A 26,706-nucleotide genomic window follows, 5' to 3' on the forward strand; every position below is an offset into this window, starting at 1 on the left:
TTTTACCTAAAGGGTGAGGAGGAATCAATAAATCAAATAAACGTATTTCTATAAAGCGATGATTTTACAAATTTTTAATAAGATGTTTACCGAAATCTTTTAAATGCTTTGCCTGATGAGCGCTTTTGAATAAAAGGTTGGTCTATTTCGAACAATATAAAAGTCATGAACTTGGTAAAGGAGATGTACAGTCATTTGGCCAAGCAAAAAATCACATGGTTGACAATTGCAGCTATCGGTTCAATTCCACTTATTTTAGTATTAGGAAATTCAATGCTAATTCCTATTTTGCCTACAATGAAAAAGGAACTGGAGATTTCGCAATTTCAAGTTAGTTTAATAATTACTTTTTTTTCTATATCGGCAGCATTTTCAATACCTATATTAGGCTATTTATCAGACCGTTTTACGAGAAAAGCGGTCATTATACCAGCTCTTACTTCATATGGTGCCGGAGGGTTGCTTGCCGGCGCTGCTGCAGCATGGTTTGAAAATCCATATTTATGGATATTAATTGGACGAGTCTTGCAAGGAATTGGAGCAGCGGGTACAGCTCCAATTGCAATGGCATTGACAGGTGATTTATTTAAAGGAAATGAACAAAGCCGCGTCCTTGGACTAGTCGAAGCATCAAACGGCTTTGGAAAAGTAATTTCGCCAATCATTGGATCATTATTAGCATTATTGGTTTGGTTTGCGGCTTTTTTTGCTTTTCCAGCATTTTGCCTATTATCGATTTTATTGACGATTTTTTTCGTACATGAAAAAAAAGAAAAAAAAGAAGCTCCCGCTTTCCACGAATATGTGCATGGTTTGTTTTCAGTATTTAAACAAGAAGGACGTTGGCTATTTACAGCTTATTTAGCAGGTGCAACTTGTTTATTTACACTTTTTGGAATTTTATTTTATATTTCTGATGTACTTGAAAAAACTTACGATACCGATGGAGTTCTTAAAGGCAGTATTCTTGCCATTCCTCTTTTATTTATGACTGTAACTTCCTATATTACCGGAAGTAAAATTGGGAAAAAGATGCCGCTCATGAAAAAATTAATTGTAATTGGCTTTTTATTAATGACAGCATCTTTTGCAACTCTCGTGTTTTTTGATAAACTAGTGACCTTTATTGCTATTTTAATCTTTTCAAGTATCGGTACAGGTCTCGTTTTGCCCTGTGTCAATAGTTTTATTACTGGTTCTGTTGAAACATCTCGTCGAGGTTTTGTTACTTCCCTATATGGATCAGTAAGATTCTTAGGTGTTGCTATTGGTCCACCCATTTATGGTTGGCTAATGGAATGGTCAAGAACGGGAATGTTTTTATCCACTGCTAGTTTAACGTTTGCCGTTGGTCTTTTATGTATTTTTCTCATCCATGTTAAACAGGAAGATCCAACTAAGAATTATGGGGGCTCTGTTTTTAAACAGTTAGAATTTAAAACAGAATAATTTGTAATAATATCTACTTTAAAACAGTAATATTATTAAAAGGAACAAATAACACTTTTTATTTAAACAAAAAGAGGTGGGTCCTACTTGCAAATTTATTTATCTCCTGAAATGATAAAAAACGATTACCAGTTATTGAATATTGTTGATCAAAATAATAAACCCGTCGGTTTTCTATCATTTTTATTTGCTGAGAAGAGATTATACGTTTTCGGACAAGCTGAGATTGGGGTTAAAGAAGATTTTAAAGATTTAGTTAAACCGTATATTCAAGGAATGAAAAAGTCAATTCCGGAAGTTGATATATTTTGTTATTTGATTTCTGGGGGAGAGAAAATTGATCTTTATACAGAAGAGAAGGAAGAACCGTAAAAAGAGGTACCGAGAATATTGGTACCTCTTCGCGTTTTTCAGATGCAATATTATAGATTATTTCTTGGGAAAGCGCAAGAAGCGACAAGACTGGCACTTTCTCCCGAAGTTTGTAGCATAATTAAAATTTATCACGAAAAAGAGGGTATATTTTGTAAAAATTGATCGATTATTTTATTAAATTCACGGAAATGTTTCGTTGGTACCTGATGTTTGGATTGATTTATCAAAACCGTCTCAGTATATTTCAATTTTTTCTCAAAGATTTTGCAATATTTATGCAGATAATGATCTTGTTGACCATATATCAATAATACAGGCTTATTGATTTCCGATAAACGTTCCGTACAATTATAAGTAAAACCAACTTTGTACATTTCATAAAGAATTTGCGGATTAACCTTTAAAACATATTCATATATTTCTCTTTGAAATGCTTTTTCTCCTGTATGACTCAATGCAAAAATTTTTGCCAAAAATTTGATTCCATTTAATCGAGCAGTCATCATTCCAACACGAAATTGTTGTGCAAGTAAAAAACTACTTACTTCGGAAAATCCACTTGCTAAAATCAAAGCTTTTGTTTTTTTAGGATATGATAAGGCAAACTCAAGGGCAATGGATGCTCCATTTGAATAGCTGCAAAAAACCGCTTCTTCAATTTGCAGTTCCTCTAACAGTCTATTTAAATCCTTCGCCAATAAAGGAATAGTAATTTTTTCATTCAAATAACCGCTTCTCCCATTCCCTCTTATATCATATGTGATAAGTTGGTATTTTTCAGCTAAAGGTTTTTGCTTATGAAATGTAACGAGACCTAATGCCGGAGGGTGGATAAAAACAATTGGAAGCCCTTCTCCATTTGTTTCATAATACATTTGAAATGCTTTGTCAATTAAAACATATGGCAAACTAATCTCCTCCCAATCGGAAACTAGTTTAGCAATGAAAGAAAGAGGCTTTTTGTATCAGCCCCTTTAAAATTTCCATTCCCATATCTTGAAATATCTTTGTGCAAATTGGGTTCTATGTTAAATATAGTTTTTGCAATCGCCAGAAAAGAATACATTGAATTGTTTAAAATCAAAAAAACTATACTTGAATAGATCCCTCAAAGTCTGAAAATCAGTTTTCAATTGCTTAAATTTATTTGCACAGAATATTAATAAGCTATTTCTTTCATCATATTTTTTAGCTCTGCTTTTTTCACAACAATTGAATAAACGATTTAATAACAAACAATAAACAACCTCAATATTCCATAGTTGACATGGAAGCTTGTAAAAGATGCAAGAATACCTAGAACCGTCGTCCCTATGGTATCCCAATATCCATAAATTACCGAATCCTGTCCAAAACTCACCATAGTCGTTAAGGGTAAAAACAAAAACGTAATGATACTAATCGTTTTCATATTGAATTTTTTGATTAAATAACCGATCACTGGTCTCGTAAATATTACAGCAATGAAAAAACAATTTGTCATCAAGCCGCTTTGTGCCGGATTTTGTTTGTTTTGGGTATATACGAAGGTTGGAAGTTTTAAATAAAGGGAATTGTTACAATTGCCAAAAAGCGTCCTGTCTATAACCTAGATATTTCATTTAAAATGAATTATTTAAAATGAATTCCTTCTTTTTAAATTATTCATTATATTTATCTGTCCATATCCATTAAAAGTAAACAACATAAATAGCGATCGCCAATACAATTCGGTAAATAGCAAAAGGAACCAGTTTAATTTTGTTAATGAGTTTTAAGAAAAATCGAATCGTAATAAGTGCAAAAATAAATGCACTAATAAACCCTGCGATAAAAAATGGCATTGCATCCATAGAAAAATATTGCCAATTTTTTAACAACGACAAAAAACTAGCTCCAAACATGATTGGTACAGCCATTATAAAAGTAAAATCTGCCGCTGCACGGTGGCTTAATCCTAAAAGTACGCCTCCAGAAATTGTAGAACCTGAACGAGAAAAACCAGGCCATAAGGATAAACATTGGAACAAACCAACCAAAAATGCTTGTTTGTATGTAATTTGGTCAACAGTAATTGTCTTCGGATTTTTTGCGTTTCGTACGCCAAAGTAGTCTGCTAAAATCATTAATAAAGCACCCAACACAAGCCCAATTAATACTGTTTCAGCCCTAAATAAATTTTCATCAATATAATCTTCAAATAAAACACCAAGTATTCCTGCAGGAATTAAACCTACGATCACTTGAGATAGCTTCAGCCGATTTTGCTGGCTTATTGTTTGATTTCCAAGTTTTCCAAAGCTCAACAAATTCAGAAAACGTTCTTTAAACACAACTACTACCGCTAATATCGAACCAAGTTGAATGACAACTTTAAACGTATTCGCTACATATTCTTGTAAAAATTCTTTTGATTTTAGCCACATGTCATCAACTATTATCATATGGCCTGTTGAGGAAACTGGCGCAAATTCTGTCAATCCTTCCACCATTCCAAGAATGATTGCTTTTAAAATCATCAGAAAATCCATCATGATTAACTCCTTTTTATGTGTAATATAATTTTCAAATCGGAATTTTTTTTAATAATAAACCTTTTCAATTATAGCGTATTTTTCATAATTTTGTATGGAAGATTTACTATTGTTATTATATTTGTCCATTTTAACAATAGAATCTTACTTTTCAAACGACTATCATATTCTCGTTCCTTATCCGATACAAAGCAAAACGGATCTGCCATAATATATGACAGATCCGTTATTTAAAAAATTAAAAATCATGTTTCATACAAAACTTTGTAAGCCGTGTTCTGTTCATTCAGTGCTGCGAACGAATGCATGACACATTCTCGCACTAGAATGGAGAATCATCTATCTCACAGCCCATAAGGCTATGGTGTCTGTTCGGTTCATTTCCCTCCAGACACTTCCCCTACCAAATTTGGGTTTCTCGCTCGTGGGGTTTACCTCGTTCCACCTCCAATGTTTCCATTGGAGCTACGTCACTGTGGCACTTTCAAGGTAATCATACCATATCCCAAAAGGACGTAGGTATTTTCCCTGCCGTCAGCCCAAAACTTTGAGCTGCCCTAGCTTACGGTTTCGCTAGGCACGAACACTACAGGCATCGCAGCCTGTGCGAGCACGGACTTTCCTCACAGATTTTTCATCTGCGCGATTCTCACCAGTTTTGTATGAATCTCCTTTTAATTATATCTTACAAATGCTATTTTAACAACAAATTTCACAGAAGTCAACTTTATATTAATTAGAACGTTTTGCTAGCCAATCACCAATAGTTGGATATGTGATACTGTTTGCTTTCGGACCAAAGGTCACAGAAACATGGCCAGTTGGAACACATATATATTGTTTATCTTTACTGGAAACTACATTCATCAAAGCTTCCACTTGATGTGGCATTGCAATTAAATCTTTTTCCGCAGAAATATTTAATATGTTTGCCTTAATATTCGCCAAGTCAACTTTTCGTCCCCGGATCATTAATTCTCCTTTAATCAACTTATTTTGCTGATAAAAATCGCGAATCCATTGACGATAGGCTTCACCAGGGAATGGTATTCCATCTGTCAACCATTTTTGCATTAATTTCCATGACTTTACAAAATTTTGATTTTGTGAACGATCTAATAAACTTACATAAGGCCCGTAAAAGTTTGTCAAAGGCTTTAACATTTTATTTCCAAAATCAATCATTTCCGGTGGCACATTGCCGAAAATTTCGACTACCTTGTCTAGGTTAAAATGCCGTTCATCTAATAAACGTGCATATAGTCCAGTTTTTTCGAAGTCAAACGGACTTGTCATAAAAACTATATTTTTTATTGGCAACTCAGGATGAAGTGCAGCGAAAATGGCTGTCATCGTTCCACCCATGCAATAGCCTAACAGAGAAATTTCTGATGCTCCTGATTTACGCAAAACTTTCTTAACTGCTTTTGGGATATAGTCAAGAATATAATCATCGAGCTTCATGTGTTTATCTTCTTCGCCTGGAGTACCCCAATCCAGCAAATACACATCAAAACCGCGATTAACTAAATATTCCACCATGCTTCCGCCTGGAGTTAAATCTAAAATATACGGCTTATTAATTAATGCATATACCATCAATAACGGTGTTTTATATTTTTTTGGCTGGCTGGAAATATATCGATACAGCTTCGTTTTATTTTTTGTCCAAATAACTTCTTTTGGAGTTAAACCAACTTCCGGCTCAGCTTCTATTGTTAAAATTTCAGCTGCGCGCTTTATGCGAAGATATGAATCTTTAATTTCTTTTGGGACTGTTTCTTCAAACACATCTTCCCAATCTTTTACTAATGAGGTTGCCATGTATTCCCTCCCCATCCCTTCTATAAAACTTCATTAAAATTAATTGCCTTATATGTTTTATCTAATTTATAGTATTACTTTGTTTTTTATGATTGCTATTACAGCTCTCTTCATTTTTAAGCAATTAATGGAAGTATTATTTCCTACATATAAAGGCCGCCGTTAACGTTTATTTGCTGTCCTGTAATATACTCTCCATCTTGGCATAAATAGATGACGGCACGAGCGATTTCACCAGCGTGACCTAAGCGGCGCATTGGGATTCTCGCAATGACTTGTTCTAATACATTTTGCGGCATTTCTGCTACCATATCTGTCTCAATGAATCCTGGGCAAATGGCATTAACTGTGACACCTGTACGAGCCAACTCTAAAGCCAAGGATTTTGTAAATCCGATCAAGCCAGCCTTTGCTGCTGAATAATTTGTTTGCCCAAAGCCACCAGATTGGCCAATGATTGATGAAATGTTAATGATACGTCCATTTCCTGATTCAATTAAATAAGGTAAAGCTGCAGAGGTAGTATTAAAAGCGCTATTTAAATTTACATCAATCACTTTTCTCCAATTCGTTTCATCCAACTTTTTAAAAGTGCGGTCCCTTGTAATTCCAGCATTATTAATAAGGATGTCTAATTTTCCATACTTATTGATGGCAGCTTGTACTAATTCCGCTGCTTCTTGTGAAATGGAAACATCTCCTTTTACAGCAATAGCTTCTCCACCATTTAATTGAATATCATCTACAACACGTTCAGCACTTTCCTTGCTTGAATTATAATTCACGATAACTTTTACTCCATTATTAGCTAATTCCTTTGCAATTGCTGCTCCAATTCCTTTTGATCCACCTGTTACAATTGCTACTTTCCCCTTTAATTCCATTTTTTCCACCCCTATTTTTTTAATATGTTTTTTATGCTTGTTTTTGTAATAATTCCAAAATTTGATCCATTTTTTTACTGATTTTTTTCATTTCATTTTGTATAGTTTTAATTTCTTCATTTTGTTTTAGCTGACTAGCTTGTACAAAACTTGCTTCCTCAACAACTTCTTCAATTTGATCTACTTTCGCTTCAACATTAATTATTAATGAAGCTAACTTGGCAAGATCATCTTTAGAAGGCATATTCATCTGTTCCAGATAGGCTTTTGTTGAATCATTGACTAGTTTCTTATATTGGAGGTTCATATCAAGAATTTTTCCTAAACCCCTTGAAAACTCTTCAGTTGCCATGTTTTCATCAAGTACTTTACTCCAATAAGCCTCGGTCTGATCATAGACATTTTTCCAAACTTCAAATGGATCAATCATTTTTGATTGGCTCACAAACGTTCTCCTTTCTTAACCATCTTTTTTCCATCCCTTTAAAGCCTATGTACAAATTTTTCATTTAGAACTAATTTGATTAAAATTTTAGTTTGTTATTTTTTTAGACATTAGTTCTAAACCGAATCAGCTATGTGTAAATTACATGTAGGGAGAACATTTTAAAGCAGGTGAAAAAGATGACAAATCGTTCCAGCAGCTCTTCTAATAAATCAGAACAAACTTTTCAGGCTCCTAAAAATTTGATCGTTCCATTCATACTTTTAAGTCTCCGCAATTTTAATTGCCATGGTTACAAAATATTGCAGCAATTAATCGACTTTGGCTTTTCAACTATTGACCAAGGCAATTTATATCGCATTTTAAGGCAACTGGAAAAGGAAGAGATGGTGAAGTCTGAATGGGACACTTCTGAAGCAGGACCAGCGAAAAGAATTTATTCTTTAACAGAGGCAGGTGAAAATTATTTAAAAACATGCGTTTATTCACTTGAACAATATCAATTGATGCTTAATCAATTTTTCTCCATTTACACTAAAATGTTTACTTTGCCTAACAGCAAGGAAGAGAAAAAAAGCAAGGAGTAACAAAAACACACGTTTAATAAACATCTATAAAATCTATAAAAGAGAGGGAATTGTTATGACAACATTTGATTCAAAATATTTTCTTAATGTTATTTGGGATCGTTGGGATGAGGGGCTAAATCAGCTTTATAACAGTCAAAAACAAATGGAAAACTTATTTTTACAGACATTTAACCAACAAAAAAACGCTTGGGAATTATATTTTAAATTGATAGAATCTTTTTCAAAAGAACTTAAATCGGTGATTGAAAATTACCAATCAAAAGTTTTTGCAGTTTTGGAAAATTATCAGCAAGAGGACAAGAAAAATGAATCATTGCAAAATATTCAAAAGCAACTTGAAAATGTAATAGAACGTATATCAGAATTATCATTGACTCCTCAAAATGCAATAAAACAAATTATGGCACAAAACTTAACACAAATTGAAAAAAATATCGAAGAATTAATCGAGCAGCAACAAAAGAACCGTGCTGAAATGAAAGCTATGATCTCAGAAGTTTCTCAAGAAATGAAAAAGGTAGTTGAAAAAATAACTGAGGAATTGACAAAATTTCAAAATGAAAACCTTTCATTATTAAAATAAAAAATTAATATAATAATTTTCCCCCTTAATTATCAAGTGCTTGGCATTACGTTTTAAAGAGTGGTGTCAGGCACTTTTATATTTTTTCATAGCCAACCCATAGCAAGTTTTGTATAATTTATACAATTAAAATATTTTTTAAATGGAGGTTGCTATGTTCTTTCGGCGCAACGAAGGTTTTCGGTATTCCTTTCAACAACCAATTCCATGCATTTTTAATATTAGAAAAATAGACCAAATGCCCTATAATTCCGATTTATGCCATGGGCAAATCATCGATATAAGTCCTAATGGTTTAAAATTAATGACTATGATAAATTTAATGATACTAGATAAAAAAATTGAAATTGAAATACAATTTTCAATTGAAGATCAAGCCTTTGAAATACCAGCCCGAGTTGTTTGGCAACAAAAATCAATCCAAAAGAATTACTTTAATTACGGCATCCAGTTTATTAATGCTCAACATATAAGTAAAAAAATCATTGAAGCTCTTAAAATCCATACCCGGAAAGTTGCTTCCCGGGAAAAAAGTAAGTAAAGAAAAAATATTCCATCAGTTGTTTATAGGTTCCTAAAATGTTTTGTCTATTATCTTAATCGATTAAAAAAGGACCTTTGGACAACTGATGGAACGTATATTTTATTTATTTGTTGGTTTTAAAACGAAAAATTATCCGGATCTGGGCCTGTTCGCTCATTTCTATTCAAAGCATCAATCGCTTGAACATCAAGTTCTTCTAATTGGAAGTCAAAAATATCTGCGTTTTCTTTTATCCTTTCTTCGTGTATAGATTTAGGAATAGTAACAACACGATGTTCTAAATCCCAGCGCAATAAAATTTGAGATGGTTTTTTACCATATTTTTTAGCTATATTAACAATTGTTGGATCATCCATCAACCTACCGCGCATTAACGGTGCCCAAGCTTCCAATTGGATTCCGTTTTCTTTACAAAATGATCGTACTTCTTTTTGGATTAAACACGGATGAAACTCAACTTGGTTGACCATCGGCTTAATTTCAGCATGTTTCATTAAGTCCTGAAGATGATGAACTTGAAAATTACATACACCAATCGCTTTCACATAACCATCTTGATATAATTTTTCAAGGGCACGCCATGTATCAATATATTTTTCCTTTACGGGCCAATGAATTAAATAAAGATCTATATAGTCCAATCCTAATTTTTGTCTGCTTTCTTCAAAAGCTTTTAAAGTTTCTTCATATCCTTGACAGTCATTCCAAACTTTCGTCGTAATAAATAATTGTTCCCGTGGAATCCCAGCTTCTTTAACCGCCTGCCCTACCCCTTTCTCATTTTGGTAAAAAGCTGCTGTATCAACACTTCGATATCCAACTTCAAAGGCTGTATGAATTGCTTTTATTACCTCTGCCCCATCTTGGACTTTATAAACACCCAATCCAAGCCAAGGCATTTTGACGCCATTATGTAAAATTGCACAATCATTGATAGAGTTGATTACCAAAGGAAAAACCTCCTTACTTGAAATTTTTTCTTTATTAGTCAATGATAGCATATATTTTTACCAAACATTAATAGGTTTGCTTATAACAATCTCATGGTACAATGGTAAGAGAGTTTAAACTGAGGAGTATTCAAATGAAAATTATTATTTGTAGTCCAAATATACCGCCATACTTGATATCTATAACAGGAAAGTATAAAGAACTGCAAGAAATTATTGGGCAAAATATTAAAGTTCTTTCATTAAATCATCCAACTATTCTAATTTTGTGTGATGAAGATTACTACAATAACTTTACAGGTAATCGCGAGAAATGTAGACTTGGCATTCCTGGAACTTTCGTATTTGTTGCAAGGGAAAAAAACCGACTGCGTAGCCTTACTGACGAAGAAATTAATATTATAATCGATACGATCCGCAAACAAGATTTAACTCTCGTACATTGTAAAATTCAAGTATCAGGTACATAACTCATAAATAGGAACATGGCGGTTAAAGCTGACAGCAAATGCTGTCAGCTTTTTACTATTCGCTTTTTTTGGTATGATTTACTATTGTAATGTAATCACAGTTATAAGGGGGCTTGCATGTGACAAATACACCATCCGTTAAAGCGATTGTTTTTGATTTAGATGGAACCCTTTATGAGGAAACGGCTCATTTTGATTATTATGCCAACCGAATAAAAGATAAACTGCCTGATGAAAAGCAAAATTTGTTTATGAGAGATTATCAATTAGCTGTAAATTTTGAACATCCACTTCAAATTGGAAGAATTTACGATGTAGAAAATGATTTAATTTTAGTTGAGCAAAACGGGCGCATAATAGAAGCTTACAAATGGAACGGCGAACCTGTTGTTAAAGAAAAATTAAGCCAGTTGTATCCGAACAAAATCACAATTGACTATAAGCGCATGCTGAACATTGGCGATCTCTGGTGGGTACCGATTAGTATCGGGGCCCATTATGGAGCTTTAAAGGAACAAAGCCAACAAGCATTTCTCGAAACAAGAGATTACATGATGAGCGACCAGTTTAAGATGAAACCGATCCCCGGCCTAAAAGATTTACTTGAATTTTTGTATAAAGACATTCATTTAACACTTCTTACGAACAGCCCAGAACCAGACAGTGAAGTAATATTAAAAAAACTAGGGATTGATCATTTATTTCATAAAAAAATATTTAACGGAAAAAAACCAGTTAAGACAAAAAAATGGTTCGAACAACTTAGAAACGAAGTGGATGTTAAATTTTCGGAAATTTTAAGTGTTGGGGATAATGAAGTGAACGATATCAAACCTGTCAGTGAACTTGGTTGTCAAACCATTTATATTGATACCTACCAACTTGGAAAAAAGACTACCGCCTCTTATGTTGTTAACAAGATGAGCGAAGCAATACCTATTATCGATTTTCTAACAATAAGTAAAATAAAAAGATAAGATAAAAAAGGTTTGACTCCGAAAATTGTTTTTGATAGCGACATGAGCGGAGTCAAACCTACCATTTATCTTTCTTCAAGCTCTGAAACAGGTACAACAAAAACTTCATTAGGATTGCCTTTTTCAAAAACACTTACAGATTGATTTGTATCATTGGTATTTTTCAACCAAACTGGAATGCCATGATAAGTGACCGTAATTTCTTTTGGAGATGAAATAATTTGTTTTGCCCTTTGAAGATCCATGCTTAATCGCCCCTTTTTTCTTAATTCATTACTATATTTTGTCCTTCTTACCTTCTTTATTCTTCTGTAACATCAACAAGCATTGAATCTCCATTTGCTGCAACTTTAACATGGGCAAATTTGATTTTTTCTTGAAGTTCTAAACCGGTACCTTCAGGAACAAAATAATTTTCAATCCCATATTCGATATTGTCATAACCTTTAAATCGGCCCGTCATCCAAACATCAGCTTTTTGGCGTATTTCTTCTGGAACTTCTTTTCCAACAACATAATGACCACTATAATCATAAATTCCATCACCTTTTTCAACAAGACCAACGATCACTAATTGATTCCATTCAGCATCTTTGACAGGAATTGATGATACGTTGTACCTTAGTGTTAAATAGTCACCTTGTAATAAAGAACGAGGGTCCACTGGGGCAAGCTCAAGCTTTATTAAAGTACCTTTTGCTAACAATGTTTCACTTTTACCTACTTGTACTCCTAAAATGGCGAATTGCAAAACAATAATTACAACTATAGGAATTAGGTTTCTTTTTGTAATAATACTTGATTTGTCTATTTCAGCAAAACGATCAAAGTAGTTCGCTATTAGCAATATTAGCAATCCGGCAATAAAGAACGTAACCGATTTATGAACTAAACTCCAAATAAGGTCATAATATTTGTAAACGATGTAAGCAAACCAAAATAGTAAAAATATTTGATAACGAATTCTATATTGTTTCTTCAGTGCCCAAACAACAAGAGCTGATGTTATTAGAAAATAAAGGCCATTGGTCAAGTAATAAAGGAATTTATGATCTTCAAACAAAAAAGTTAAAATAAAAAACGAAAGTAAACTATAGAACAAACTGTTATGGGCAAGGATTTGTTGAACCTCTGATTTTGAAATACGATATGATATGAAATGAATGAGCAAATTTAGAAACAACAGTGTACTTATTAATCCTTCCGTTGAAAAGCCATTTATTTCAGATAGCGAGTTACCAATGACTATATTTAAGCTTAAATAGGTTATATAGCGAATCATTCTGTTTTCAAAAGACGAAAAAACATAAACCAAACCGGCTCCAAAAAGAAGATCAATTCCGAAGTTAGAAGCAATTGTTGCAGGAATTCCAATTACAAAAGCTGTGAATAATAACGTATACGTTACGATCCGATCCCAATTTTTCCTATTTTTAGCGAGCAAAATGAGAGCGATAGCAAAAAAGGCAAAAAATTCGTAAGGAATGTCGTTTACAAAAACGAGCGAAATACCGAAAAGAGAACTACCTGCAATAATTGAAGCTATTGCGGTCGTAGTGGCAATAATGATTTTCCTTAAAAAAGAGTTTTCTTCTCCCTTTCTGTTTTGCATCCATCTTTTTAATCCATAAACAACAAAGCCAACGAGCAAAAAAGGCAAAAATATTGTAAAGAAAAAGATATATTCTGTTTCTGTATAAATAACAAATTCTACAAATTTTATAATGACAAACGCAATTAATGATGCACCCATTAGCACAACGAAAATTTTAGGAAGCTTATTTTTTGTTACAAAATAATTTAAAAAAACGAATAGTGCAATATAGATAAAGCTGACAAAAATATTAAAAGGATCAAAAAACTCATCAATCGTTAGGAAAAGCAATAGGAGATGATACATTAAAAAACTGAACACTCCTAGAGGCATTGAATGGATGATCTTCCTCTCCGTTACAAAAAATAACAGTAAATTTATTAAAGCGGTTGCCAAAAACACCCATTGAACAACTTCTTCAGGTACATAGTGAAACCGTGATGACGGAAATAAGAAAAAAAACAAGGCAAGATGAAATAATGTGAAAGTTAAGATATAAAACGGCTGAAATTTAGTGAAAATGCTGAATAGTATTGCAGGAATTGCCCAAATTATAAACAACATGTAACTATCAGCATGTGAATTATATATTTGTCCCAATAATGCAATTGAGATACCAAAAATAAGGCAACCGAAAAATAAAAAAATTGAACTAAGTAAAGGATGCCGACGGAGCAAAAACTTTAATAAAAATGAAACTCCATAAAATAAAGCAAGTAAACTAATGCTTAATGTAATTTTCATCCATTTGTCCATGCCGGGCCAATTAGACGCAAAAAAATAAATAATTGCTGCAAGCCATAGAGAAAGACCGAGCAAATAGCCTAACTCAACCGCTTTTTCTTTCCAATTTTGTTTACCAATCAACTCCATTTTGCTCACCTACCTATCCATTTTTTTCTCTCAAAGGATGAAAAAATCCCTTCTTTTTTCTATTATAACTTTTATAGCACTCAATGGAAATTATTAGTATAATATGTCTTTATATTGACAAAGATCTTTGCTCCATGGAATAAAAATATCGATAAATTCATCAGTAAATGGGTGAACAAACTGAATTCGTTCAGCATGCAAAGCCTGTCTCTCAATCCCCTCTTGCTTTCCTCCATAAAGAATGTCACCAATTAGCGGATGACCAAGATAACTCATATGAACCCGGATTTGATGAGTACGGCCTGTATCAAGCTTCAATTTTACCAGTGTTACATTGCTTTTTTCAAACCGTTGGAGTACTTCAAAATGGGTGACAGCATAATCACCACTTTTTGAGACTCTTCTTCGTGTTGGATGGTGTCGGTCTCGACCAATGTTAGCGATAATAGTCCCTTTATTTTGTTTTATTAGTCCATGTACAAAACCAATATATGTTCTCGTTATAAGTCTTTTCTCCAACATTTGATCAAGGGAAGCTCCAGCTAAAGCATGTTTCGCAAAAAGTATACCTCCTGATGTATCTCGATCTAGTCGATGAATATGACGAACTTTTGTAACAAGACCATTCATTTGAAAATGAAAAGCAACTGCATTGGCAAGAGTACCCATTTCCCCATGATTAGGATGAGTGTCCATTGCAGCAGGTTTATTGGCAATCAAAAGATGATCATCTTCGTAAACAATTGAAATCGGCAAATACTCAGGCTCCACTCCGTAATCCTCTTCTTTAAATAAACGAACTTGCAAACGATCACCGCTCGTCATTAGTTCTTTCCAATTTGATAATAATTTTCCATTCATTTGAACGGATTTTTCCATTCGAAATTGATGAAGTAATTTTTTAGGTGCTTTCCACTTTTCTTTTAATAACGACTCAATTGACAAACCGTTCCATTCTTTTGGAACTACAATTTCGAACCATTCCCCTTTTTTTAATCCTTTCATTGATTAAATCTCCTCTTTTGTTTTCGATAAAAAAGACATATGTCAACATTGTAACCGATCTATAATTTGAAGGGAATGAGAGAATGGCGAAAGATCTAACTTTTCAGTAAAACCGGTCACTTATATGTATTTTCATCCTCAACCCAAACCGCTTTTCCACTTGGTGTCCGACGAAACATTTTGCACACCTCAATTTTTGTTTCTTGATGAGTTTTCTTTTTCATTAGATCTACTGTTGTCCATTGATTTACATAACTAGCAAGACCCGTTAAATCTGGGAACAAAGTAAATTGATTAATGCCGCTAAGCTCCAAAAACATTTCAACATCGTTTCTAAGGTCTGGACCAATCGATATATGTTTTAACACATGTTCTTTTAATAATATACCGTTTTCTTCTTCCTCAAGTCCTTGTTTAGTGTTGCCTTGTAAAGTAAAAAACCCTTTTTGAAACATGCTGCGATATGTATTCATCCGCGGACTTAGTGCCATCGATTTTGTAAAATTTTTTCTTTCCTCCAAGAACGAACTCGTTTTAGACATGCTTTTTAATTCATCCAAATTATGAAAAATTTCATTTAATCGGAGAGGATCTAACAGCCAAATTGAACAAGGGTTCTGACACTGCCAATTTCTTGTAGCAAAATATAAAGCAACTGCAAAGGATTCTGACCAATCCAACAATCTTGTTTTCACACCATATTGCTGCATTAAATAGAGAAGGTCCCATTGATTGTCCGTTTTATGTAGATCATAACCATTTTCTAAAAATCTTTTATAACTAATTTCTTCCCACTCCAATATTTCTTCCAATGAAAATGGCTGGCGAAAAAGACCGGAAAGCAAAGGGTAACGTTCATTACTGGCTTTATTATTGTTTTGCCCACGATACCAAACGAGACGACTTTTTTTCGAAAAAAAAGTGACTTCATCAATAATTTTCAACCATCCTTCTGAAAAGAAATAATGCGTAATATCTAACTCTTTTTCCATTTTTTCACCCACGATCTAAAAATCTACTACAAATTATTACCGAAAACGTTTGGGCTATACATAAAAAGAAAAACAATGTAATGTTTCTCTAACCTTTTGCTCATACTGAAAAAATAGAGGTGACTTCGATGAAAGTATCTAAAGAAGAAAATAAAAAATTGAGCGACGCCATTGATCAAATGCAATCGGCATTAGATGTTTTTATTGAAATGTACAACGATTCAGAAGAAGACAAATTACATATACAACTGGATGCAGATGTTATTGAATTAATCGAAAAAGCAAAAAATGTATATGGTTCAGAGGTCGTTAATGAAAAAGTGAATACAATCATTAAAGAAGTACTCACCTTTTTACCACTAGAAAATTTTGAAAGTCAAATTGAAGAACAGGCAAATTGAACACGTTAGCACTACTCGTTAAATACGAATAATAAAAGCCTCTAAGCAAAAAAAACACGAATAAAGTCTTCACCATTGAAATTGACCAATTCGTGTCTGCATAGAGGCTTTTGTTGTTTGGCATATTAATTTCAGCTTAAGAATCGTTTCAGACGTTGATCAAAAACTAATTACTCATTTGCCAATTTAACTATTTTAGCATTTTTGTTAAAGAATTTAAGTCTGTAGGCATATTATTATTTAAAATAGCTTTTACGATCATATCTTCTTTTTCTTTTGGTACTCGTTTTCCAGCTAACTGAGCTACTTGTTGTATGACTCTGCGAACAGTTTTTTCATCTTTAAAATTTGCGTTCGATAAGGAGTTTGCCAATCTTAAAATATCATTCATTTTGACGCCTGTTTTCTTTTCAATATTGCCAAACAAAGGATTTTGATTATTAGAATTTCGCATACATGTACCTCCATTTCCACTGCGTTACTAGCATTATATGGAGGAACATGTTATACCGTGTGGGCACTTTAAAATGTGTATGAAAGATCTTCGTTTTAAAATACAAAATTGGCATTGCATTTTTGTGGTAAACATACTGAAACTATAATAAACTTATGTTATGAAACTATTAAAGGAGCAGAAATTGTTTATGGTAAACCATTTGATTTTTGATTCATCAATTGGTGCACAAAAACCGAACAGCTTGCATAATAAAGATGCGAAATGCCCTTTTTGTGATCGAGAAGCGCTGACGGATCTCTTAGATACAGATGGACCAATCATATGGCTAAAAAATAAATATCCAACTTTGGAAGATACGTTTCAAACAGTTATAATTGAAACAGATCAATGCCAATCTGAACTTTCTGAATATAATAAAAATCACCTTTACCGGGTAATTTCGTTTGGACTTAAGCATTGGAAAGCGATGATTGAGAGCAAAAAATATAAATCTGTTATATTTTTTAAAAACCACGGACCATATTCTGGCGGTTCCCTTCGCCACCCTCATATGCAAATTGTCGGCCTCAAAAATATCAATTATTTGGATATGCTAAAAAAAGAACAGTTTATTGGAATGCCAATTGCGAAAAAAAATGGAGTTGAATTTAATATTTCGAAGTTTCCAAGAGTAGGATTTTTTGAATTTAATGTGTTGATGGATAATGAAAAAGAGGTAACGACATTTGCTGATTTTATTCAAATTGCTGCACACTATACGTTGAATCATTTTTATAAGAGTTGCAACAGCTATAATTTGTTTTTCTATGAACTCGATGAAAAAATTGCCGTTAAAATTGTTCCTCGCTTTTCAACATCGCCTTTATTTGTCGGATATTCGATCCCACAAGTATCCAATCGTATTGAACATGTCGTAGAAAAAATTAAAGACATTTATTTTTAAGAATTGTCTAATACATTCTACCAGATGCGCTTTATTGGGACACGCTGTAAATAAAAATGCGCAATCCCATTAAAGCGCCTTTTTTACAAACCAATTACATCTTGTTCATACATGACCCATAATTCGTCAAATAATTTTACAGCTTCAAGGGAGGTATTATTCATTTCTATATAACTACTGATTTCATCATAATCAGATGAATGTTTTGGAAAACTAAGATCTTGATAAATTTCTTCAGCAAACAGCCCAAACCTGTCACCTTTTTTTCCATCTCTAAACTTCAATACATATTGATAAAATGATTTTGTCATGAAATACTTCCTTTCTTCACATACTAATGATATTCTCTAATTTTATCACATAAACATGTTGTCTAATCGAAATATTGGGGTAATATAATAGTGTGATTAATATCACACTAAATGGTTATTTTATCTGATATATTTTAAATAAAAAAGTTTAGTTAGGTGATTTATGATGGAATTTAAAACGCCATACGAATTAATTGGCGGAGCAGAAACGATTCAAAAATTAGTAGAAGCATTTTATCCAAAAGTTTTTTCTCATCCTGATTTAAAGCCGCTGTTTCAAGGTGATATGAGCGAAATTATGAGAAAACAAAAAATGTTTTTAACACAATTTTTAGGTGGACCAACTTTGTACAGTGATGAATTTGGACCTCCTGCAATGCGGGCAAGACATATGCCATTTGAAATAACACCAACAAGAAGAAAAGCGTGGCTAGCTTGCATGAGGGAAGCGATGGATGAAATTGGATTAGAAGGACCAATTCGCAATGCTTTTTATGAGCGTTTAGAACAAGTGGCCACGATAATGGTAAACACGCCTGATCCGTCTTGATCAGGCGTGTTTTCTTTTAACTATATTCTTCAGCATACATTTGTTCCTTTTTCAATTTTTTTCGATAAACAATTTTTGATAACTGAATGCTTGCTTCATATAAAATACACAAAGGAATCATCACAATAATTTGTGACAAAAAATCAGGCGGTGTCACAGCTGCTGAGACAATCGCAAGCACTAGATAAGCATATTTACGTAATTTCCCTAATTTTTTCGGATCAATGATGCCAAGGCTTGTCAAAAACATGACGATCACCGGCAACTCAAATAAAATTGCAAAGGGCAAAGTCATTTTAAAAACAAAACCAAAATATTTCTCAATTGTAAACAAGTTTTGCATATTGTCGTTTGCTAAGCTTAATAAAAATTGAAAGACAAAAGGAAAAATAAAAAAATAACCAAAACAAAGACCTGCAATAAATAATATGAATAATGCCGGAATATAAGAAAGCGTCACCTTTCTTTCATTCGGCTTTAAACCAGGTTTTATGAATAGCCAAAGTTGCCAAGCAAAGACCGGAATGGTCAGGGCAATTGCTGCCACACCTGCAAGTTGAAAATAAACCCAAACAATTTCAGTCGGACTAAGGACTGCAAGCTTAAAATCTAGATCTTTCACGAAAAAATCATAAATATGTTGTACAAAAACGAATGCCGTTATAAAAAAAACGACGAAAGCTAAACCTGTAATAATTATGCGCATTCTCAACTCTTCTAAATGTCCGACGAGGTTCATACTTTTTTCTTCTTCCAATTTATTCCCTCCCATTCCACGAATGGTTTCGATATGTTCTATAACTAGAAAGAAGATGTAAGAAAGAATCTTACACCTTCTAGGCACACGTCAAACTATATAGTATCTTTCTTTTGAGTTTCAATTTTCTTTGATTCTTCTTCATCTTTCGTTAACTCTTTCGTTGCCTTTTTAAACTCTTTTAAAGAACTTCCTACCGCTCTGCCGATTTCAGGTAATTTCGAAGGACCAAAAATAACAAGTGCAATAATTAAGATTAATATCAAGCCAGGGAAACCTATATTTGAAAGCATAGTAATTCCTCCTAAATATCAATCCAGCAATAAAAAGCCTGTTTTCTTTTCCCAACTCTTAAAAAACGTTTATTTTTTAAGTGACTTTACTTCCTCTTTAATTTCATCAAACTCTTCAACAACATCACTAGTCAATTCTTTTGTAGACTTTTTGAATTCCCGTAAAGTTTGTCCAGCCGCTTTTCCAATTTCCGGAAGTTTCTTAGGACCAAATACAATAAGAGCTATAATAAGAATAAGGATTAATCCGGGAATTCCGATATTTGATAGCATTTCAGTTTCCTCCTACTTCAGTTTGTACATGTGCTTCATTTTTACATTAATCATTATAAAACATTTGTGTCTATTTTTGTATGAATTCTAAAAACTTCATAGTTATTTAACATATTTGCATTGGATTTTCTTACAAGAGGTATTATCCTATATTCTAAAAGCTAATTTTTATTTATGATTCCTAACCAACTTTTCACCTGTTCATAATCTGTAGGTTCGTTCATATTATAAAATATTTTTTCAATATTACCAACATAAATATTAGAAAGCTCTTTCTCATTTATATAATAAACGTTGAGTTCACCAAGCAAATCTCTCACGCGCAAATGGTCTAATTGTAAATATTGTTCGATCTTCAATAGAGTTTTTTTTCGGAAAACAGAAAATAGTGGATGCAATTTGTCGTTGATCTGCGGTACAACTGCTTCATAGTGGCCTAGAGCACATATTTGAACGAAGTGATGCGCCAATTTTCCTGAAATAAATGGCATATCGCAAGCAACAAAAAAATTAAAATCCGTGCAGCTTTTTTTTAATCCTGTATGAATACCGGCAAGAGGCCCTTTCCCTTGAAACTCATCTTTGATTAGTGGAACTTTTAAGAAATCGTAAGTTTCAAAATCATTTGTTACAATAAATAGATTAGGAAAAAATGGGATTAATTCATCTATAATTACCTCTATAATCCTTTTTCCTCTTATTGGCAATAGGGCTTTATTCACCCCCATTCTACTAGATTTACCACCTGCAAGAATAAATGCAGTTGCTTGCATCATTGCCACCTCTAGTTTCTTTAATTTATTAAGGCGAAAAGAAAAGCAAGCAGTGAAAACATCTTATTGCACTACTTGCCTCAATCTATTAACAATTATACAACTGATTAATTTGTTTCTGCAAAAACTTAAATAAATAAATGGAATAAATCCATATCCTTATTAATTTCTTTATATTTGAATCCTTTTTTATTCATTCGCTCAATTAGAGGTTCATAATCCTCACGGTGTTTTAATTCAATACCTACAAGTGCAGGACCGTTATCTTTATTATTTTTCTTTGTATATTCAAAACGGGTAATATCATCTTCCGGTCCTAATACTTCATCCAAAAATTCTCTTAATGCACCTGCACGTTGCGGGAAATTGACGATGAAATAATGCATTAATCCTTCATAAATGAGCGATTTTTCTTTCATTTCTTGCATTCGACTAATATCATTATTGCCACCGCTCACAACGCAAACAACGTTTTTCCCCTTAATTTTATCCTTGTAAAAATCAAGGGCAGAAATAGATAAAGCCCCTGCTGGCTCAACCACAATAGCACTGTCATTGTATAGTTCGAGAATTGTTGAGCAAACTTTGCCTTCTGGAACAATAAGAACATCTGATAAAATTTCCTTACATATTTCAAATGTGCTTTCACCGACTGTTTTCACGGCAGCACCATCAACAAATTTATCAATTTTATCTAGGGTGACAATTTCTTGTTGATCAAGAGAAATTTTCATTGAGGGAGCTCCTTCTGGCTCTACCCCAATAATTTTCGTTTTTGGGGATATTCCTTTCACATACACTCCAATGCCAGAAATCAAGCCACCTCCACCGATCGAAGCGAAGATATAATCAATGTCATCATCAATATCATTCATAATTTCCATTCCGACTGTTCCCTGACCAGCGATAACATGTGGGTCATCAAACGGATGGATAAAGATTTTCCCTTCTTGCTTGCAGCATTCCATCGCATTGTCAAAAGAATCATCAAAAGTATCACCAATCAAGACAATCTCCACATAATCCCCGCCAAATCGCTTTACTTGATTTACTTTTTGTCGAGGTGTTGTAGAAGGCATGAAGATTTTTCCTTTTATTTTTAAAGTATTGCAAGAATAAGCAACTCCTTGGGCATGGTTGCCTGCACTTGCGCAAACTACACCTTTCTTGCGTTCTTCTTCAGTTAAGCTTTGAATTTTATTGTAAGCGCCGCGGATCTTAAATGATCGAACCACTTGAAGGTCTTCTCTTTTTAAATAGACGTTGCATTGATACCGTTCGGATAAAATATCATTTTTTTGTAATGGAGTATGCGTGATAACATCTTTTAAAGCATAATTGGCAATAATGATATCTTCAATTTGGACTTTCTTCATTACCTTTAAACCTTCCATCTAGATTATCCTTCTTTCTAAATACTTAGTAGTCATCACTTATGTTATCTAATTATAACATGTTTTTCATTGGTGAAAATAATATTTTCAAAACTATTAAAATTTTCGGTAAAGTTGGGAGCGCTTACATTATTGCCTCATACCAAGTTTAATTTTTTTTTGGAAAAAACTAAAATATTACACACTATTGAAGCTTTTGTGTAGAGTGCTCAAGCTCCCGTCTCCACAACATCCAGCAATTTTTTTATCCTGATTCTTCTTCCATAGGAATAGTAAAACGAGGCCATAGTGGAGGCCCCGATTTCCTTAATATGCATTTCTTACTAAAGGTGTTGAAATATAATCGTCTCCAATAAACCTCCATGTTATTTGAAACAGATACTGATTAGATGTTTCCGGTACCTGAAACATTAAGCAACCCTCATGGTTTTTAAACCTTTCTTCTTTCATAAATCGTGAAATAATATTCATATGGGTTTTTCTCATTCTTAGGTCCTTTTTCTTTTGAAATAACTGTCCAATCTCCTTCATTAATTAGCGGAAAATATGTATCCCCGTCAAATTCATGGTCGATAAAAGTAATATAAAGTCGATCTGCATAGGGTAAAGCATCCTTAAAAATTTCCGCACCACCAATTACAAAAACTTCATCGTATTCTTTCTCAAAAGCAAATATATCTTGAATATTATGGATAATCGTACATCCTTCAGCTTTGTAATCTTTATTTCTTGTTATAATAATATTTTCACGACCCGGTAAAATTCTACCAATTGATTCATGAGTTTTCCTTCCCATAACAATCGGCTTCCCCATAGTTACTTTTTTAAAAAAAGCAAGATCAGCCGGCAAATGCCATGGGAGTGTATTATTTTTCCCTATTAATCGATTTTTATCCATTGCAACTATTATTGAAATCAACGAAGGTCACCGCTTTCAATGTATTTAATACTTTTTTATACAGCGACTGGAGCTTTAATCGCTGGGTGTGGATCATAACCAATTAATTCAATATCTTCTAGCTCAAAATCAAAAACAGAATTCACCTTGTCATTTAATTTTATAGTTGGGAAAGGTCTTGGGGTACGACTTAGTTGGGTTTGGACTTGTTCAATATGATTTAAATAAATATGAGCATCACCGAACGTATGTACAAAATCTCCAACGGAAAGCCCACATTCTTTAGCAATTAAATGGGTTAACAAAGCGTAGCTTGCAATGTTGAATGGAACACCAAGAAATACGTCTCCTGATCGTTGATAAAGCTGACAGCTTAGTTTTCCATCAGCAACATAAAATTGAAATAAACTATGACATGGAGGCAATGCCATGCCGGAAATTTCACCCGGATTATAAGCGACTACAAGCAAGCGGCGGCTATTGGGATTTCTTTTTATTTCTTCAATCACATTTTTCAACTGATCAATCGTCTCTCCCCTCGATGTCTCCCAAGAACGCCACTGCTTCCCATAAACAGGACCAAGTTCACCATACTTTTTCGCAAATTCATCATCATTTAGCACTCTTTTTACAAACTTGTCCATCTCTTTTTGATAAAGCTCATTAAATTGTTCATTCTCCAAACTTCTAAGACCAAAATTTGTCATATCGGGTCCCTCATATTCATCGCTTTCGACCCAATTTTTAAACGCCCATTCGTTCCAAATATGGTTATTATGTTGTAGTAAATAACGAATATTCGTATCTCCTTTAATAAACCAAAGCAACTCGCTCGCAACTAGTCGAAAAGGTATCCGCTTTGTTGTTAACAATGGAAAACCTTGTGATAAGTCGAATCGCATTTGATAACCAAAGATAGAAATAGTTCCAGTACCTGTACGGTCTTGTTTTTTTATCCCATTTTTTAAAATGTGCCTGCACATTTCTAAGTATTCATTCTCAGGATGAACCAATTTTTATACAACCCCTTTTCGTAGTCATAAACAATCAATATAGTTTATATTATCACAAATCCTAAAACGCTGTGACAGAACTAATTTTACTTCGTAAAAAATGGAAAAAACAATCAATTTACTTATTAATAACGAACATTCATAAAAAAAAATATAATTTTGTTCGACTTTTTTTAATAAACCCCTTTTCAATTATGTTTTTCTGCGCTATAATCCAAAGTGCCTTTATTAAATTATGTTACGATAATAGATATTGAAAATATTTTTTGCTTTACTTTCAAAATTTCATAATGAAACTCGATATAATCGCTGGAATAAGGCCAGCAAGTTTCTACCGGGAAACCGTAAATTTTCCGACTATCGAGTAAGCTTCGTTTGGATTTATATGTATGATTGACAATTTCGGTCGGTCATTTCCAAATAATTATTTTCCATTCTCCCAAAACTGTTGCTTGCTCGTACATAGAGACAACGGTTTTGGGTTTTTGTTTATTCATTTCATCAATTTTAGTCTTTGAAAAAGAATGTAAAATTTTTCCCTCAAATTATGAAAGGAGACGAAAAATGCAATTATTATTAGAAAAAATACGGCAACAAGGAATAGTATTACCGAACAATGTATTAAAAGTCGACTCATTTATTAATCACCAAATGGATCCACAATTAATGAAAGAAATAGGCAAGGAATTTGCACGTAGATTTCAAAACGAAGGTGTTACAAAGATATTAACAATTGAATCTTCCGGAATAGCTCCGGCCATTATGACAGCATTAGTAATGAATGTACCTGTCATTTTTGCTAAAAAAAGAAAACCATTGACTTTAACTGAACATGCGTATACCTCAAGTGTTTATTCCTATACAAAACAAGAAACAAATATAATTTCCGTTTCAAAAGACTATTTGAAAAGCAATGATACCGTTCTAATAATAGATGATTTCCTTGCAAATGGTGAAGCCGCTCTTGGTTTGATCAACATCGTAAACGAAGCTCAAGCAAAGGTTGCAGGAATCGGCATTGTCATTGAAAAATCATTTCAAGAAGGTGCGAAAAAAATTACAAATAAAGGATATAGACTGGAATCATTAGCAAGAATTGCATCTTTAGAAAATGGCACTGTTACATTTTATCATGAACATAGTTTAAAGGTATAGGCAAAAAATTGCATATGTTTACTTGGTTGGAGGTTAAATTATGAACAATCCTTTAAAAACATTTTCACTAGGTTTTCAACATGTATTAGCAATGTACGCTGGTGCTGTCATCGTACCCCTGATTGTCGGCGGCGCTTTGGGCCTAACGTTCGAACAATTAACTTACCTTGTATCTATTGATTTATTAGCCTGCGGAATTGCAACACTATTACAAGTTTGGAAGAACCGCTTTTTTGGCATCGGCTTGCCAATAATGCTCGGTTGTACATTTACAGCAGTTGGACCAATGATTGCCATCGGAAGCCAATTCGGAATATCTTCTATTTATGGAGCAATCATCGTATCAGGATTAATCGTCGTAGCCATTGCTAAATATTTTGGTAGTTTGCTTAAATTTTTCCCTCCGGTCGTCACAGGGTCTGTTGTTACGATTATCGGAATTACTCTTATCCCAACAGCAGTCAACAATATGGCGGGTGGTCAAGGTAATCCTAAATTTGGAGACCCTTCCTACTTGATGCTTTCATTTGGAGTTTTGGTCATTATTTTATTATTGAATAAATTTTTTACTGGTTTTGTCCGTTCGATTTCAATTTTATTAGGTATGATTATCGGTACCATTGCTGCTTCTTTTATGGGTCTCGTCGATTTCTCTAAGGTAAATGAAGCATCATGGTTCCATATGGTACAACCTTTTTATTTCGGAACACCAACATTTGAAATAACACCAATTTTAACGATGACTTTAGTAAATATAGTAAGTTTAATTGAGTCTACAGGCGTATATCTTGCATTAAGCAATATTTGCGGACAAAAATTAACCCAAGACGATTTAGCAAAAGGATATCGTGCCGAAGGATTGGCGATTTTTTTAGGCGGTGTATTTAATGCCCTTCCTTATACAGCTTATTCACAAAACGTTGGTCTTGTTCAATTATCTGGCGTTAAATCAAGAAATACAATTGTGATGGCTGGTATCATTTTAGTTGTACTAGGTTTGGTACCAAAAATTGCAGCAATCACAACGATTATTCCTGAACCAGTTCTTGGAGGAGCAATGGTTGCAATGTTTGGAATGGTCGTTGCTTATGGAATTAAAATGTTAAGCAATGTTAGTTTTGATACAAATGGCAATTTGCTAATTATCGCTTGCTCAATCGGCATGGGCTTAGGTGTGACGACAGTGCCTGAGTTATTTGGCCAACTACATCCATCTGTACAAATTATTACTAGCAACGGAATTGTTGCTGGAAGTTTAACAGCTATTCTATTAAACATTATTTTTAATGTTATCCCAAGCGGAAAAGCTAGTGAGAAGAAAAAGATGCTTGGGTTGGAGCAAACAAAAGTCTCATAAAGGAAAAATGATTGGCCAAAAATTACACCCCTTCCCTCCATCCACTTGAAATGGAGGGTATTT

The 26,706-nt window shown here is 33.4% G+C and carries 31 protein-coding genes, 1 other RNA gene and 1 riboswitch; of the genes, 12 read left to right on the top strand and 20 right to left on the bottom strand.

The window, feature by feature from the left end:
- The first annotated feature begins 195 nt into the window (after positions 1-195).
- Both HR057_RS03775 and HR057_RS03780 read left to right on the top strand, forming a co-directional pair.
- On the top strand, positions 196-1,449 hold the full coding sequence (locus HR057_RS03775) for an MFS transporter (RefSeq protein ID WP_173730090.1): 1,254 nt from the start codon (positions 196-198) through the stop codon (positions 1,447-1,449).
- 87 nt (positions 1,450-1,536) lie between these two features.
- Positions 1,537-1,821: a hypothetical protein gene (locus HR057_RS03780; RefSeq protein WP_173730091.1), complete on the top strand. Its 285-nt coding sequence runs from the start codon at positions 1,537-1,539 to the stop codon at positions 1,819-1,821.
- A 131-nt stretch (positions 1,822-1,952) separates the two neighbouring features.
- On the opposite strand, the gene HR057_RS03785 is transcribed toward HR057_RS03780, so the two are convergent.
- From HR057_RS03785 to phaR, 6 genes are all read right to left on the bottom strand, one after another.
- Positions 1,953-2,732: an alpha/beta fold hydrolase gene (locus HR057_RS03785; RefSeq protein ID WP_173730092.1), complete on the bottom strand. Its 780-nt coding sequence runs from the start codon at positions 2,730-2,732 to the stop codon at positions 1,953-1,955.
- Between the two features lie 762 nt (positions 2,733-3,494).
- Complete coding sequence (locus tag HR057_RS03790) at positions 3,495-4,334, bottom strand: undecaprenyl-diphosphate phosphatase (protein WP_329955832.1); 840 nt, start codon at positions 4,332-4,334, stop codon at positions 3,495-3,497.
- A 265-nt stretch (positions 4,335-4,599) separates the two neighbouring features.
- Positions 4,600-4,996: RNase P RNA component class B (rnpB, locus tag HR057_RS03795), an RNA gene on the bottom strand.
- A gap of 73 nt (positions 4,997-5,069) precedes the next feature.
- Entirely contained in the window at positions 5,070-6,161 is a 1,092-nt protein-coding gene (gene phaC / locus HR057_RS03800) for a class III poly(R)-hydroxyalkanoic acid synthase subunit PhaC (RefSeq protein ID WP_173730094.1), read from the bottom strand.
- A gap of 143 nt (positions 6,162-6,304) precedes the next feature.
- Positions 6,305-7,045: an acetoacetyl-CoA reductase gene (gene phbB / locus HR057_RS03805; protein WP_173730095.1), complete on the bottom strand. Its 741-nt coding sequence runs from the start codon at positions 7,043-7,045 to the stop codon at positions 6,305-6,307.
- Between the two features lie 31 nt (positions 7,046-7,076).
- A complete protein-coding gene (gene phaR, locus HR057_RS03810; protein WP_173730096.1) occupies positions 7,077-7,490 on the bottom strand; it encodes a polyhydroxyalkanoic acid synthase subunit PhaR in 414 nt (137 codons plus the stop codon).
- A 179-nt stretch (positions 7,491-7,669) separates the two neighbouring features.
- On the opposite strand from phaR, the gene phaQ reads away from it, so the two are divergent.
- From phaQ to HR057_RS03825, 3 genes are all read left to right on the top strand, one after another.
- Positions 7,670-8,077, top strand: a complete 408-nt coding sequence (gene phaQ, locus HR057_RS03815) for a poly-beta-hydroxybutyrate-responsive repressor (RefSeq protein ID WP_173730097.1) — start codon at positions 7,670-7,672, stop codon at positions 8,075-8,077.
- 55 nt (positions 8,078-8,132) lie between these two features.
- Positions 8,133-8,663 carry a hypothetical protein gene (locus HR057_RS03820; protein WP_173730098.1) on the top strand — a complete coding sequence of 177 codons (531 nt, stop codon included), beginning with the start codon at positions 8,133-8,135 and terminating at the stop codon, positions 8,661-8,663.
- A gap of 154 nt (positions 8,664-8,817) precedes the next feature.
- On the top strand, positions 8,818-9,204 hold the full coding sequence (locus HR057_RS03825; protein WP_173730099.1) for a PilZ domain-containing protein: 387 nt from the start codon (positions 8,818-8,820) through the stop codon (positions 9,202-9,204).
- A gap of 119 nt (positions 9,205-9,323) precedes the next feature.
- On the opposite strand, the gene HR057_RS03830 is transcribed toward HR057_RS03825, so the two are convergent.
- Positions 9,324-10,151 carry an aldo/keto reductase gene (locus tag HR057_RS03830; RefSeq protein ID WP_329955836.1) on the bottom strand — a complete coding sequence of 276 codons (828 nt, stop codon included), beginning with the start codon at positions 10,149-10,151 and terminating at the stop codon, positions 9,324-9,326.
- A 140-nt stretch (positions 10,152-10,291) separates the two neighbouring features.
- Here HR057_RS03830 and HR057_RS03835 point away from each other — a divergent pair, with 140 nt between their 5' ends.
- Complete coding sequence (locus HR057_RS03835; RefSeq protein ID WP_173730101.1) at positions 10,292-10,627, top strand: DUF3846 domain-containing protein; 336 nt, start codon at positions 10,292-10,294, stop codon at positions 10,625-10,627.
- A 119-nt stretch (positions 10,628-10,746) separates the two neighbouring features.
- A complete protein-coding gene (locus HR057_RS03840; protein ID WP_173730102.1) occupies positions 10,747-11,604 on the top strand; it encodes an HAD family hydrolase in 858 nt (285 codons plus the stop codon).
- A gap of 65 nt (positions 11,605-11,669) precedes the next feature.
- On the opposite strand, the gene HR057_RS03845 is transcribed toward HR057_RS03840, so the two are convergent.
- The 4 genes from HR057_RS03845 to HR057_RS03860 all read right to left on the bottom strand — a co-directional run bounded on the left by HR057_RS03845 (position 11,670) and on the right by HR057_RS03860 (position 16,068).
- Entirely contained in the window at positions 11,670-11,849 is a 180-nt protein-coding gene (locus HR057_RS03845) for an H-type small acid-soluble spore protein (RefSeq protein ID WP_173730103.1), read from the bottom strand.
- 56 nt (positions 11,850-11,905) lie between these two features.
- Positions 11,906-14,071: a GDYXXLXY domain-containing protein gene (locus tag HR057_RS03850; protein WP_173730104.1), complete on the bottom strand. Its 2,166-nt coding sequence runs from the start codon at positions 14,069-14,071 to the stop codon at positions 11,906-11,908.
- A 93-nt stretch (positions 14,072-14,164) separates the two neighbouring features.
- Positions 14,165-15,076: an RluA family pseudouridine synthase gene (locus HR057_RS03855; RefSeq protein ID WP_173730105.1), complete on the bottom strand. Its 912-nt coding sequence runs from the start codon at positions 15,074-15,076 to the stop codon at positions 14,165-14,167.
- A gap of 116 nt (positions 15,077-15,192) precedes the next feature.
- Entirely contained in the window at positions 15,193-16,068 is an 876-nt protein-coding gene (locus HR057_RS03860; protein ID WP_173730106.1) for an FRG domain-containing protein, read from the bottom strand.
- A gap of 128 nt (positions 16,069-16,196) precedes the next feature.
- Between HR057_RS03860 and HR057_RS03865 the strand changes: the two genes are divergently transcribed.
- A complete protein-coding gene (locus HR057_RS03865) occupies positions 16,197-16,469 on the top strand; it encodes an atypical membrane-integrating protein (Mistic protein) (RefSeq protein ID WP_173730107.1) in 273 nt (90 codons plus the stop codon).
- Positions 16,470-16,659: 190 nt separating this feature from the next.
- Here HR057_RS03865 and HR057_RS03870 read toward each other — a convergent pair whose 3' ends face one another.
- Positions 16,660-16,923 carry a stage VI sporulation protein F gene (locus HR057_RS03870; protein ID WP_173730108.1) on the bottom strand — a complete coding sequence of 88 codons (264 nt, stop codon included), beginning with the start codon at positions 16,921-16,923 and terminating at the stop codon, positions 16,660-16,662.
- A 190-nt stretch (positions 16,924-17,113) separates the two neighbouring features.
- On the opposite strand from HR057_RS03870, the gene HR057_RS03875 reads away from it, so the two are divergent.
- Positions 17,114-17,869, top strand: coding sequence for a DUF4931 domain-containing protein (locus HR057_RS03875; protein ID WP_173730109.1), 756 nt, complete (start codon positions 17,114-17,116; stop codon positions 17,867-17,869).
- 83 nt (positions 17,870-17,952) lie between these two features.
- On the opposite strand, the gene HR057_RS03880 is transcribed toward HR057_RS03875, so the two are convergent.
- Positions 17,953-18,180, bottom strand: a complete 228-nt coding sequence (locus tag HR057_RS03880; RefSeq protein WP_173730110.1) for a YozE family protein — start codon at positions 18,178-18,180, stop codon at positions 17,953-17,955.
- Between the two features lie 166 nt (positions 18,181-18,346).
- Here HR057_RS03880 and HR057_RS03885 point away from each other — a divergent pair, with 166 nt between their 5' ends.
- A complete protein-coding gene (locus HR057_RS03885) occupies positions 18,347-18,730 on the top strand; it encodes a globin domain-containing protein (RefSeq protein ID WP_173730111.1) in 384 nt (127 codons plus the stop codon).
- A 16-nt stretch (positions 18,731-18,746) separates the two neighbouring features.
- Here HR057_RS03885 and tatC read toward each other — a convergent pair whose 3' ends face one another.
- From tatC to HR057_RS03920, 7 genes are all read right to left on the bottom strand, one after another.
- Positions 18,747-19,502, bottom strand: a complete 756-nt coding sequence (gene tatC, locus HR057_RS03890; RefSeq protein WP_173730112.1) for a twin-arginine translocase subunit TatC — start codon at positions 19,500-19,502, stop codon at positions 18,747-18,749.
- 80 nt (positions 19,503-19,582) lie between these two features.
- Entirely contained in the window at positions 19,583-19,780 is a 198-nt protein-coding gene (gene tatA / locus HR057_RS03895) for a twin-arginine translocase TatA/TatE family subunit (RefSeq protein WP_173730113.1), read from the bottom strand.
- 69 nt (positions 19,781-19,849) lie between these two features.
- Positions 19,850-20,053 (bottom strand): twin-arginine translocase TatA/TatE family subunit, encoded by a 204-nt coding sequence (gene tatA, locus HR057_RS03900; protein ID WP_173730114.1) that lies wholly within the window; start codon positions 20,051-20,053, stop codon positions 19,850-19,852.
- 161 nt (positions 20,054-20,214) lie between these two features.
- Entirely contained in the window at positions 20,215-20,826 is a 612-nt protein-coding gene (mobA, locus tag HR057_RS03905; RefSeq protein ID WP_173730115.1) for a molybdenum cofactor guanylyltransferase, read from the bottom strand.
- A 128-nt stretch (positions 20,827-20,954) separates the two neighbouring features.
- Complete coding sequence (gene ilvA, locus HR057_RS03910) at positions 20,955-22,202, bottom strand: threonine ammonia-lyase IlvA (protein ID WP_173730232.1); 1,248 nt, start codon at positions 22,200-22,202, stop codon at positions 20,955-20,957.
- A 448-nt stretch (positions 22,203-22,650) separates the two neighbouring features.
- The gene (locus HR057_RS03915) at positions 22,651-23,139 is read right to left on the bottom strand and encodes a dihydrofolate reductase (protein WP_173730116.1); all 489 of its coding nucleotides are present in this window, start codon (positions 23,137-23,139) and stop codon (positions 22,651-22,653) included.
- A 35-nt stretch (positions 23,140-23,174) separates the two neighbouring features.
- Entirely contained in the window at positions 23,175-24,131 is a 957-nt protein-coding gene (locus tag HR057_RS03920) for a thymidylate synthase (RefSeq protein ID WP_173730117.1), read from the bottom strand.
- Positions 24,132-24,409: 278 nt separating this feature from the next.
- Positions 24,410-24,511: riboswitch (purine riboswitch) on the top strand.
- 184 nt (positions 24,512-24,695) lie between these two features.
- Here HR057_RS03920 and HR057_RS03925 point away from each other — a divergent pair.
- Positions 24,696-25,286 carry a xanthine phosphoribosyltransferase gene (locus HR057_RS03925; protein WP_173730118.1) on the top strand — a complete coding sequence of 197 codons (591 nt, stop codon included), beginning with the start codon at positions 24,696-24,698 and terminating at the stop codon, positions 25,284-25,286.
- A 40-nt stretch (positions 25,287-25,326) separates the two neighbouring features.
- Positions 25,327-26,643 carry a nucleobase:cation symporter-2 family protein gene (locus HR057_RS03930; protein ID WP_173730119.1) on the top strand — a complete coding sequence of 439 codons (1,317 nt, stop codon included), beginning with the start codon at positions 25,327-25,329 and terminating at the stop codon, positions 26,641-26,643.
- Positions 26,644-26,706 lie beyond the last annotated feature (63 nt).

The sequence above is a fragment of the Calidifontibacillus erzurumensis genome, from assembly GCF_013303125.1.
Classification (GTDB): Bacteria; Bacillota; Bacilli; order Bacillales; family Bacillaceae_J; genus Calidifontibacillus; species Calidifontibacillus erzurumensis.

Excerpts from the sequence above, each read along its gene's own strand:
- HR057_RS03790 (WP_329955832.1), bottom strand. The coding sequence starts at position 4,334 with ATGGATTTTCTGATGATTTTAAAAGCAATCATTCTTGGAATGGTGGAA.
- phaC (WP_173730094.1), bottom strand. The coding sequence starts at position 6,161 with ATGGCAACCTCATTAGTAAAAGATTGGGAAGATGTGTTTGAAGAAACA.
- phbB (WP_173730095.1), bottom strand. The coding sequence starts at position 7,045 with ATGGAATTAAAGGGGAAAGTAGCAATTGTAACAGGTGGATCAAAAGGA.
- phaQ (WP_173730097.1), top strand. The coding sequence starts at position 7,670 with ATGACAAATCGTTCCAGCAGCTCTTCTAATAAATCAGAACAAACTTTT.
- HR057_RS03820 (WP_173730098.1), top strand. The coding sequence starts at position 8,133 with ATGACAACATTTGATTCAAAATATTTTCTTAATGTTATTTGGGATCGT.
- HR057_RS03825 (WP_173730099.1), top strand. The coding sequence starts at position 8,818 with ATGTTCTTTCGGCGCAACGAAGGTTTTCGGTATTCCTTTCAACAACCA.
- HR057_RS03835 (WP_173730101.1), top strand. The coding sequence starts at position 10,292 with ATGAAAATTATTATTTGTAGTCCAAATATACCGCCATACTTGATATCT.
- HR057_RS03845 (WP_173730103.1), bottom strand. The coding sequence starts at position 11,849 with ATGGATCTTCAAAGGGCAAAACAAATTATTTCATCTCCAAAAGAAATT.
- HR057_RS03850 (WP_173730104.1), bottom strand. The coding sequence starts at position 14,071 with ATGGAGTTGATTGGTAAACAAAATTGGAAAGAAAAAGCGGTTGAGTTA.
- HR057_RS03855 (WP_173730105.1), bottom strand. The coding sequence starts at position 15,076 with ATGAAAGGATTAAAAAAAGGGGAATGGTTCGAAATTGTAGTTCCAAAA.
- HR057_RS03860 (WP_173730106.1), bottom strand. The coding sequence starts at position 16,068 with ATGGAAAAAGAGTTAGATATTACGCATTATTTCTTTTCAGAAGGATGG.
- HR057_RS03865 (WP_173730107.1), top strand. The coding sequence starts at position 16,197 with ATGAAAGTATCTAAAGAAGAAAATAAAAAATTGAGCGACGCCATTGAT.
- HR057_RS03870 (WP_173730108.1), bottom strand. The coding sequence starts at position 16,923 with ATGCGAAATTCTAATAATCAAAATCCTTTGTTTGGCAATATTGAAAAG.
- HR057_RS03875 (WP_173730109.1), top strand. The coding sequence starts at position 17,114 with ATGGTAAACCATTTGATTTTTGATTCATCAATTGGTGCACAAAAACCG.
- HR057_RS03880 (WP_173730110.1), bottom strand. The coding sequence starts at position 18,180 with ATGACAAAATCATTTTATCAATATGTATTGAAGTTTAGAGATGGAAAA.
- HR057_RS03885 (WP_173730111.1), top strand. The coding sequence starts at position 18,347 with ATGGAATTTAAAACGCCATACGAATTAATTGGCGGAGCAGAAACGATT.
- tatC (WP_173730112.1), bottom strand. The coding sequence starts at position 19,502 with ATGGGAGGGAATAAATTGGAAGAAGAAAAAAGTATGAACCTCGTCGGA.
- tatA (WP_173730113.1), bottom strand. The coding sequence starts at position 19,780 with ATGCTTTCAAATATAGGTTTCCCTGGCTTGATATTAATCTTAATTATT.
- tatA (WP_173730114.1), bottom strand. The coding sequence starts at position 20,053 with ATGCTATCAAATATCGGAATTCCCGGATTAATCCTTATTCTTATTATA.
- mobA (WP_173730115.1), bottom strand. The coding sequence starts at position 20,826 with ATGCAAGCAACTGCATTTATTCTTGCAGGTGGTAAATCTAGTAGAATG.
- ilvA (WP_173730232.1), bottom strand. The coding sequence starts at position 22,202 with ATGAAGAAAGTCCAAATTGAAGATATCATTATTGCCAATTATGCTTTA.
- HR057_RS03925 (WP_173730118.1), top strand. The coding sequence starts at position 24,696 with ATGCAATTATTATTAGAAAAAATACGGCAACAAGGAATAGTATTACCG.
- HR057_RS03930 (WP_173730119.1), top strand. The coding sequence starts at position 25,327 with ATGAACAATCCTTTAAAAACATTTTCACTAGGTTTTCAACATGTATTA.